The organism is Streptomyces sp. NPDC025806 (genome assembly GCF_055558275.1).
Genome location: NZ_JBVHMU010000001.1, coordinates 753,632 through 762,206, shown reverse-complemented (window position 1 = coordinate 762,206; position 8,575 = coordinate 753,632). Strand labels below are relative to the sequence as shown.

General features: G+C 72.3%; 7 protein-coding genes. 2 read left to right on the top strand and 5 right to left on the bottom strand.

Going from position 1 to position 8,575, the window contains the following annotated elements; all coding sequences use genetic code 11:
* Positions 1-112 precede the first annotated feature (112 nt).
* Positions 113-2,620, bottom strand: coding sequence for an ABC transporter ATP-binding protein/permease (locus ACZ4E1_RS03490; RefSeq protein ID WP_467535340.1), 2,508 nt, complete (start codon positions 2,618-2,620; stop codon positions 113-115).
* A 270-nt stretch (positions 2,621-2,890) separates the two neighbouring features.
* On the opposite strand from ACZ4E1_RS03490, the gene ACZ4E1_RS03485 reads away from it, so the two are divergent.
* Together ACZ4E1_RS03485 and serB are read left to right on the top strand one after the other, a co-directional pair.
* Entirely contained in the window at positions 2,891-4,528 is a 1,638-nt protein-coding gene (locus tag ACZ4E1_RS03485; protein WP_467535338.1) for a streptophobe family protein, read from the top strand.
* Positions 4,529-4,793: 265 nt separating this feature from the next.
* Positions 4,794-6,032 (top strand): phosphoserine phosphatase SerB, encoded by a 1,239-nt coding sequence (serB, locus tag ACZ4E1_RS03480; protein WP_188339694.1) that lies wholly within the window; start codon positions 4,794-4,796, stop codon positions 6,030-6,032.
* A gap of 63 nt (positions 6,033-6,095) precedes the next feature.
* On the opposite strand, the gene ACZ4E1_RS03475 is transcribed toward serB, so the two are convergent.
* The 4 genes from ACZ4E1_RS03475 to ACZ4E1_RS03460 form a co-directional block, all read right to left on the bottom strand.
* Positions 6,096-6,614 carry a SixA phosphatase family protein gene (locus tag ACZ4E1_RS03475; protein ID WP_399131422.1) on the bottom strand — a complete coding sequence of 173 codons (519 nt, stop codon included), beginning with the start codon at positions 6,612-6,614 and terminating at the stop codon, positions 6,096-6,098.
* 85 nt (positions 6,615-6,699) lie between these two features.
* Complete coding sequence (locus tag ACZ4E1_RS03470; protein ID WP_467535336.1) at positions 6,700-6,906, bottom strand: hypothetical protein; 207 nt, start codon at positions 6,904-6,906, stop codon at positions 6,700-6,702.
* A 194-nt stretch (positions 6,907-7,100) separates the two neighbouring features.
* Positions 7,101-7,220 (bottom strand): SGM_5486 family transporter-associated protein, encoded by a 120-nt coding sequence (locus tag ACZ4E1_RS03465; RefSeq protein WP_467535335.1) that lies wholly within the window; start codon positions 7,218-7,220, stop codon positions 7,101-7,103.
* Between the two features lie 43 nt (positions 7,221-7,263).
* Positions 7,264-8,571, bottom strand: a complete 1,308-nt coding sequence (locus ACZ4E1_RS03460) for a CynX/NimT family MFS transporter (protein ID WP_467535334.1) — start codon at positions 8,569-8,571, stop codon at positions 7,264-7,266.
* Positions 8,572-8,575: the final 4 nt, after the last annotated feature.

Sequence of the window (8,575 nt, the reverse complement as noted above, 5' to 3'; positions counted from 1 at the left end):
CTCCCGGCGGCCCCCCCCGCGGGGCCCCCCCCCCCCCCCCCCCCCCCCCCCCCCCCCCGCGGGCCCCCCCCCCCCCGGGCCCCCCCCCTTCTCCGTCGTACGTGAGCCGTGACTACTTGCGCATGACCTCGGGCTCGTGGCGGCGCAGCAGACGCTGGACGAAGAAGCCGCAGACGACGCCGAGCGCGATCAGGACGGTGAGGTTGATGCCCCACTGGCCGACCGAGTGCTCCCACAGCGGGTCGAGGTCGGTCGGGTTCTTCTGGTCCCACGGCGGCATGAGGTGCGCCAGGTCCAGGGTGGCGCCGGTGCCGGCGATGGCCCAGCGAGACGGCATCAGCCAGGCGAACTGCTCCAGGCCGGGCGAACCGTAGACCTGGAAGAGGACGCCGGTGAAGACGACCTGGACGATGGCGAACATGACCAGCAGCGGCATGGTCTTCTCGGCGGTCTTCACCAGCGCGGAGATGACGAGGCCGAACATCATCGACGTGAAGCCGAGCGCGATGATCACCAGGCACAGCTCGACGGCCGGCGGCATCAGCAGGCCCTCCTTCGGCAGGTCCCGGGGGACGAAGCCGATGGCGCAGATGATGACGCCCTGGATGGCCGTGATGACGCCGAGCACGATGACCTTGGACATCAGGTACGCGGAGCGGGACAGGCCGGTGGCCCGTTCACGCTCGTAGATGACCCGTTCCTTGATCAGCTCACGGACCGAGTTCGCCGCGCCGGAGAAGCACATGCCGACCGCGAGGATCAGCATGATCGTGCCCGCGTCGCCGTTGAACCGGGACGGCGGCTTGGGCGGGGCCAGGCCGAAGTCGGCCGGGATGACCGTCGAGACGACGCCGAGGACCGCGGGCAGGATCACCATCAGGCCGAGGAAGCCCCGGTCGGAGGCGATCACCGAGACGTAGCGGCGGATCAGCGTGATCAGCTGGGCGCCCCACGGCTGCGGCTTGGGCGGCCTGACCGCGGCGGGCGGCGGCATCTGCACCGACTGCGGGGCGACGGCGTCGATGTCCGCGGCGTACATCTGGTAGTGCTGCGAGCCCTTCCAGCGGCCCGCCCAGTCGTAGTCGCGGTAGTTCTCGAAGGCGGAGAAGACGTCGGCCCAGGTGTCGTAGCCGAAGAAGTTGAGCGCTTCCTCCGGCGGACCGAAGTAGGCCACCGAGCCGCCCGGCGCCATGACGAGGAGCTTGTCGCACAGAGCGAGTTCGGCCACGGAGTGGGTGACGACGAGGACCGTGCGGCCGTCGTCGGACAGGCCGCGCAGCAGCTGCATGACGTCGCGGTCCATGCCCGGGTCGAGGCCCGAGGTGGGCTCGTCCAGGAAGATCAGGGACGGCTTGGTCAGCAGCTCCAGGGCCACCGAGACACGCTTGCGCTGGCCACCGGAGAGGGAGGTGACCTTCTTCTCCTTGTGGATGTCCAGCTTGAGCTCGCGCAGCACCTCGTCGATGCGCTGCTCGCGCTCCTGCTCGCTGGTGTCGGCGGGGAAGCGGAGCTTGGCCGCGTACTTGAGCGCCTTCTTGACGGTCAGCTCCTTGTGCAGGATGTCGTCCTGCGGGACCAGACCGATGCGCTGACGCAGTTCGGCGAACTGCTTGTACAGGTTCCGGTTGTCGTAGAGGACGTCACCCTGGTTGGCGGGCCGGTAGCCGGTGAGCGCCTTGAGGAGGGTGGACTTTCCGGAGCCGGAGGGGCCGATGACGGCGATCAGCGACTTCTCGGGGACGCCGAAGGAGACGTCCTTGAGGATCTGCTTGCCGCCGTCGACGGTCACCGTGAGGTGGCGCGCCGAGAAGGAGACGTCACCGGTGTCGACGAACTCTTCCAGCCGGTCGCCGACCAGACGGAACGTCGAGTGACCGACGCCGACGATGTCGTTCGGGCCGAGCAGCTGGGAGCCGCCCTTGGCGATCGGCTGACCGTTGACGTACGTGCCGTTGTGCGAGCCGAGATCGCGGATCTCGAAGCGGCCGTCGGGCGTCGCGTGGAACTCGGCGTGGTGGCGGGAGACCTGGAGGTCGGAGACCACCAGCTCGTTCTCCAGCGCACGACCGATGCGCATCACGCGGCCGAGGGCGACCTGGTGGAAGGTCGTGGGACTGCGGTCGCCGTAGACCGGCGGGGCGCCGGCCGGGCCGCCCTGCTGCTGCGGCACCTTCTGCACCGGCGGCTGCTGGTTCCAGGCCTGCTGCTGCGGGGGCTGCTGCTGCGCCTGCTGCTGGGGCCACGCGGGTGCGGCGGCCTGCTGCTGGTGCTGCTGCGGGGCCTGCTGCGCATGCTGCTGCGGCGGCGTGGCCACGGCGGCGGCCTGCGCGCTGCCCTGCACGCTGACCTTGGGACCGTCGGTCGAGTTGCCCAGATGCACCGAGGAGCCGGGACCGATCTCCATCTGGTGGATCCGCTGCCCCTGCACGAAGGTGCCGTTGGTCGACCCGTGGTCCTCGATGACCCAACTGCGGCCGCCCCAGCTGATCGTGGCGTGACGCCAGGACACCCGGGCGTCGTCGAGCACGATGTCTCCCCCGGGGTCACGCCCGAGGGTGTACGGCCTGGACGGGTCGAGCGTCCAGGTCCTGCCGTTCAATTCCAGTACGAGTTCAGGCACTCCATGCCCCACTGAGTTGTCCCCCGATTTTTGCCCCCGTCATGGGGAGTCTAGGGATGTCGAACATCGTGAGGAACTATTTCAGGAAGCCCCCCGTGACCGAAAGTCGGGCCTTGCGTCGGGGGTTGTGAAGACTCTTCCGCCCTCTCCTCGCGCACGCCGTTGACGGAGGAGATACGGGCCCCGAGAGTGGTAAGAGCCCACAACTCCCTACGGATCATGAGTAAATGGGAAATCAGGGGCGTTGCGGGACGGATCGGGGGGTCCAAGATGTCCGTGACGGAGACCGGCCGGCACACTCGGCGGCCGGGTGCTGCGCTCGCCGGCGATGTGCTGATCTCGGCCGTCGCCGCTGTGAGCTGGGCTTTCATCGGGATGGTCGGGGTGGCGGCGCTGGGTCTGCACCTGTTGGACGCGGACGCGGCCGGTTCCCTCGGGCCGATGACGGCCGCGGTCGTGACGCTCGGGGTCGGCGGGCGCGTGGCACCGTCCGGCGACGTCTCGGCCTTCGGTCTGGACACGGCGCAGGCCCACACGGCGATCGACGTCGCCCCGCTGGGCGTGGGGCTCACGGGCGCGCTGCTGCTCAGCTGGTTCTTCCTGCGATCCCTGCGTTCAGGGGCGATCGAGGTCGGTTTCGGGGAGCTGGCGGCCCGCGCGGGCACGGTGGCGGTCCTCTTTCTCGGACTGCTCGGCGGGTTGTCGTGGGCGGGTCACGACCTCATCACGATTGACGGTACGAAGCTGGGTCTTGGGGGCATTCCAGACAAGGGGGGCCTGCCCGCGGGGATCACCGACCGGCTACCGGGCGGTATCGCGGGGCTGTTGCCCGACCGGCTCGGCGACCTCGCGGGGGCGAAGGCGTCGGTGGGTTTCACGGTGCGGACGGGGCCGACGCTGGTGGGCGGTGCGGTGTTCGTGCTCGGGGTGCTGCTCATCGCGCTGCTGGCGTCGCGGCGCACTCCGCTGCCGCGCGCCCTGGACCCGCTGCACCGGGTGGTGCGGCCCGCGGTGTCGGCGCTCGTCGGGGTGGTGCTGGTGGCGGTGCTCGCCGGCCTCGCCGCGGCGGCGTACGCGATGGCCGGCGACGAGCACCCGCGGCGGATCGCGGGCGCGGCGCTGCTCGGGGCGCCGAACGGGGTGTGGCTCGCGGTGCCTCTGGGGCTGTTCGTGCCCTGGGACGGGGCGGCGACGGGTGGGCTCGCGCAGTTGTTGCCGGACCCGCTCGGGGAGCTGCTCCGGGTGTCGGCGGACGAGCCGGTGACGGTGGGCAGGCTCGCCGAGCTGGACGGGCGGGTGTGGCTGCTGCCCCTGGCCGCGGCCCTGATGATGCTGTGCGCCGGGGTCCTCACGGCGGCCCGCACCCCGCGCGGGCCGCGCCAGGGCGTGCTCGTCTTCTCGGCGCACTGCGCGCTCCGGCTCGGCGTGGTCACCGCCGTGGCCCTCCCCCTCCTGGTGCGGCTCACGGACGTCTCCGCGTCCTCGTCCCTGTCGGTCCTGGGCTTCGACGCGTTCGGCGCGGGCGTGGAGCTGCACGGTCGTACGGGGGTGGCTTTGCTGCTCGGGGCGGTGTGGGGGGCGGTTGCGGGGGCCTGCGGGGCGCTGTCGGCCGTGTGGACCGGCGCCGCGGGGGCCCGCGCGGCGCCGTTGTCGGCCCCCGAGGCAGCCGGTCCGCAGCCGGGGCCGTACGACCCGCCCCACCCGTACGGTTCGCCGGACATCCCGGAGAACCCGTATCGGGAGCCGGAGCCCGATCCGCCCCGGGGCGAGGTGCGGGACGATGTCTCGGCGGCGCCCACGATGGCGGCGCCGCTCCGGCCGCCGCGGCCCTCCAAGCGTCCGCGCTCCGCGTCCTGGCCGCCTCCTCCGCCTCCGCCGCCGCCTCCTCCTACGGATGGGGGGCTTTAGGTCGACGCGGGGCCGCGGGCCGGTGGGGGCTGGTCGCGCAGTTCCCCGCGCCCCTGGAAGGCTGCGGCTTCGCCGCGCCTTCCCCAGATGAAAGGCGCCCGGCGCCTTTGTCGGGGAGATGCGGCGCGAAGCGCCATGCATCTCAGGGGCGCGGGGAACTGCGCGAGAAGCCCCACCGGACCCGCACCCGACAACGAAGCAGCCGTGTCCGGCACTCGGACCGCGGCAGCGGCTTCGTACACAGGCCCGATAACGTAGAAACATCATGAGCGCTTCGCAGCCCCAGCACCCTGCTGACGCCCCGGCCGGTCTCGCGGCCGATGTCCCGACTCTCCTGGTCAAGATCTTCGGCAAGGACCGGCCCGGCATCACGGCCGGACTGTTCGACACCCTCGCCGCCTACTCCGTCGACGTGGTCGACATCGAGCAGGTCGTCACGCGTGGCCGCATCGTCCTGTGCGCCCTGGTGACCGCCCCGCCGGCCGGCCTCGACGGCGAGCTGCGGGCCACCGTCCACAGCTGGGCGGAGTCCATCCGGATGCAGGCCGAGATCATCTCCGGCACCGGTGACAACCGGCCGCGCGGTGTGGGCCGCTCGCTGGTCACGGTCCTCGGCCACCCGCTCACCGCCGAGTCGACGGCCGCCATCGCCGCGTCCATCACTGCGACCGGCGGCAACATCGACCGCATCTTCCGGCTCGCCAAGTACCCCGTGACCGCCGTCGAGTTCGCGGTGTCCGGCACGGAGACGGAGCGGCTGCGCACGGCGCTGGCCACGGAGGCGGCGCGCCTGGGCGTGGACGTCGCGGTGGTCGCGGCCGGTCTGCACCGGCGCGCGCAGCGGCTCGTCGTGATGGACGTCGACTCGACGCTCATCCAGGACGAGGTGATCGAGCTGTTCGCGGCGCACGCGGGCTGCGAGGACAAGGTCGCCGAGGTGACGGCCGCGGCGATGCGGGGCGAGCTGGACTTCGAGCAGTCGCTGCACGCGCGCGTGGCGCTCCTGGAGGGGCTCGACGCGTCGGTCGTGGACAAGGTCAGGAGCGAGGTCCGGCTGACGCCGGGGGCCCGCACCCTGATCCGTACGCTCAAGCGGCTCGGCTACCAAGTGGGCGTCGTGTCCGGCGGGTTCACGCAGGTCACGGACGACCTGAAGGAGCGGCTCGGGCTCGACTTCGCGCAGGCCAACACGCTGGAGATCGTCGACGGGAAGCTGACCGGCAAGGTCACCGGCGAGATCGTGGACCGGGCCGGGAAGGCGCGGCTGCTGCGCCGGTTCGCCGCGGAGGCCGGGGTGCCGCTCGCGCAGACGGTGGCGATCGGCGACGGCGCGAACGACCTGGACATGCTGAACGCGGCGGGCCTCGGGGTCGCCTTCAACGCGAAGCCGGTGGTGCGCGAGGCCGCGCACACGGCGGTGAACGTGCCGTTCCTCGACACGGTCCTGTACCTGCTCGGGATCACCCGCGAAGAGGTCGAGGCCGCGGACACGCATGAGGGCTGAACTGCCGGACGGCAGACGTGAGGCGCGGGTCCCGGTCCTTCCGGGGCCCGCGCCTCGTGCGTGTCACTCGCTGGGCGCCCAGTAGTCGACGAGGGTCGCGGTGCCGGGCTCCAGGCTCTTCCAGGGGCCGGAGAAGGTGAGGACGGCGAAGGCTGCCGTGGGGAAGCCGCGCCGGTCCACGCGCTGCCGGGTGTCGCCCTCGGCGTCCTTGGCGAGGATCTCGGTGAGGGCCTGGACGCCGGGGTTGTGGCCGATGAGGACGAGGTCGCGCACGTCGTCCGGCGTCTCGTTCAGCACGGCGATCAGCTCGCCCGGCGAGGCCTCGTAGATCCGCTCCTCGTACACGGTCCTGGGCCGCTCGGGCAGCTCGGCGACGGCGAGCTTCCAGGTCTCGCGGGTGCGGGCGGCGGTCGAGCAGAGGGCCAGGCCGAACGGGATGCCGGAGTCGGCCAGTCTGCGGCCGGCGACGGGGGCGTCCCTGCGGCCCCGCTCGGCGAGCGGCCGGTCGTGGTCGGAGACCTGCGGCCAGTCCGCCTTGGCATGCCGGAAAAGGACGATCCTGCGGGGTTCTGCGACGCTCATGGATCCCAGCTTCGCACGAAACCGGCCATGAGGCGCAGGGAGTTGACGCGCTCGCCCGGCACGGGTGAACAGCCGTGCGGGCGGCTCAGCGCTGGATGAGTTCCCTGGCGCGTTCGAGTACGTGGGTGAAGGTGGGGTCGCCCGCGGCGGCCTGCGCGTCCGCCGGGTTGAGGATCAGCAGGAGCAGGGCCGCGAACGCGACGGCGGGCAGGACGACCGCCCACCAGGGCAGCCGGGTGTCCGCGCCACCCGTCGCCGCCGGGTGGGTCCGGGTGTGCGTGGGGGCCTGCATGGCTGCCTCCGGGTCCGTGGGCGCCGCGGTCCGCCACCGCGGTGGGCCGCCCGGTCGGGGCGACACTTCGACGGTACGGACCGGACGGGCCCGGGCCCATCCGGTGATCCACCCACTCGACCCTGACCCTGGCCCCCTAGGGGACGGTGGAGATATCCCCACCCTCCGGCGCGCGGCCGGGCCGGGTCACCCGGTCACGGGGAGACGATCGTCGCGATGACGGCGATGACGACGGTGATGGCGAGCATCGCGCCGAAGACGGCGAGAAGCTTCTTCTGGCCGTTCTGGGGGTTGGGTTCGAGCACAGGCGACATGCGGCAAGTGTCGCACCCGTCCCCCGCCGTCCGGCCCCCGGGGTCAGGCCGCCGCGGCGGCCTCGTCCTCGACCGTGCGGTTGCGTCCGGCGAAGACGCCGACCACGATCTGCGGCACCATCAGCGCGGCCATCAGCGCGATGGGCACGCCCCAGCCGCCGCTGTGCTGGTAGAGGACGCCGACGAGCAGCGGGCCCGGGATCGAGATCAGGTAACCGGTGGACTGGGCGAAGCCGGAGAGCTTGACGACGCCGGCGCCGGTGCTGGCGCGCATGCCGATCATCGTGAGGGCCAGCGGGAAGGAGCAGTTGGAGATGCCGAGCAGGACCGCCCAGATCCAGGCGCCGGAGGCCGGGGCGAAGTACAGGCCCGCGTAGCCGGCGAGGCCGCACGCGCCGAGGAAGATCACCATCGGGCCCTGGCTGGACAGCCGGGCGGCGACGCGCGGGATGACGAAGCCGAGCGGCACGCCCATGACCATGCAGACGGCGAGCAGCACTCCGGCGGTCGAGGCGGAGACCCCGGCGTCGCGGAAGATCTGCGCCATCCAGCCCATGGTGATGTACGCGGCGGTGGCCTGGAGGCCGAAGAAGCAGGCGAGCGCCCAGGCGGTGCGGCTGCGGGCGATGCGCAGCCTGGAGCCGTCGGCCTCGGCGGGCACGGACTCGACGGCCGGGGCGGCCTGTCCGGCGTCCTGCCGGTCGCGCCGGTCGCGGACCAGCGGGAGCCAGGGCAGCACGGCCGCCGCGGCGAGCACGGACCACACGGCGAGGCCGGCCTTCCAGTCGCCGCCCATGGCGTCGGTCACCGGGACGGTGATCGCGGCGGCGGTGGAGGTGCCGGCGGCCAGGGCCATCGAGTAGAGGCCGGTCATGGAGCCGACGCGGTCGGGGAACCAGCGCTTGACGACGACCGGCATCAGGATGTTGGCGACCGCGATGCCCATGAGGGCGAGGGCGGTGGCGGCCAGGAAGGCGACCGTGTTCCCCGTGAAGGGGCGCAGGGCCAGGCCGGCGGCGATGGCGGCCATGCCGAAGCAGACGACGGCGGCGGGGCCGAAGCGCTTGGCGAGGCGCGGGGCCATCGAGCCGAAGAGCGCGAAACAGAGCGGCGGCACGGAGGTGAGGACGCCGGCGACGCTGCCGCTCATGCCGAGCCCGTCGCGGACCTCTTCGAGGAGGGCGCCGAGACTGGTGACGGCGGGGCGCAGGTTCAGGGCGGCGAGGACGATGCCGACAGTCACCAGGCGCAGCGCCCAGGTGCGTGGGGCGGTGCTCTTGACCGACTCCGCGGTCGGGGTGCTCGTCGGGGCGGTCGGTGGTGCCATCGTCGGGGTTTCCTCACTAGCCATGAGA

Bases quoted from the DNA above. Each gene is read 5' to 3' on its own strand.
- ACZ4E1_RS03475 (WP_399131422.1), bottom strand. From the start codon at position 6,614: ATGAGCGTCGCAGAACCCCGCAGGATCGTCCTTTTCCGGCATGCCAAG.
- ACZ4E1_RS03470 (WP_467535336.1), bottom strand. From the start codon at position 6,906: ATGCAGGCCCCCACGCACACCCGGACCCACCCGGCGGCGACGGGTGGC.
- ACZ4E1_RS03465 (WP_467535335.1), bottom strand. From the start codon at position 7,220: ATGTCGCCTGTGCTCGAACCCAACCCCCAGAACGGCCAGAAGAAGCTT.
- ACZ4E1_RS03460 (WP_467535334.1), bottom strand. From the start codon at position 8,571: ATGGCTAGTGAGGAAACCCCGACGATGGCACCACCGACCGCCCCGACG.
- ACZ4E1_RS03485 (WP_467535338.1), top strand. From the start codon at position 2,891: ATGTCCGTGACGGAGACCGGCCGGCACACTCGGCGGCCGGGTGCTGCG.
- serB (WP_188339694.1), top strand. From the start codon at position 4,794: ATGAGCGCTTCGCAGCCCCAGCACCCTGCTGACGCCCCGGCCGGTCTC.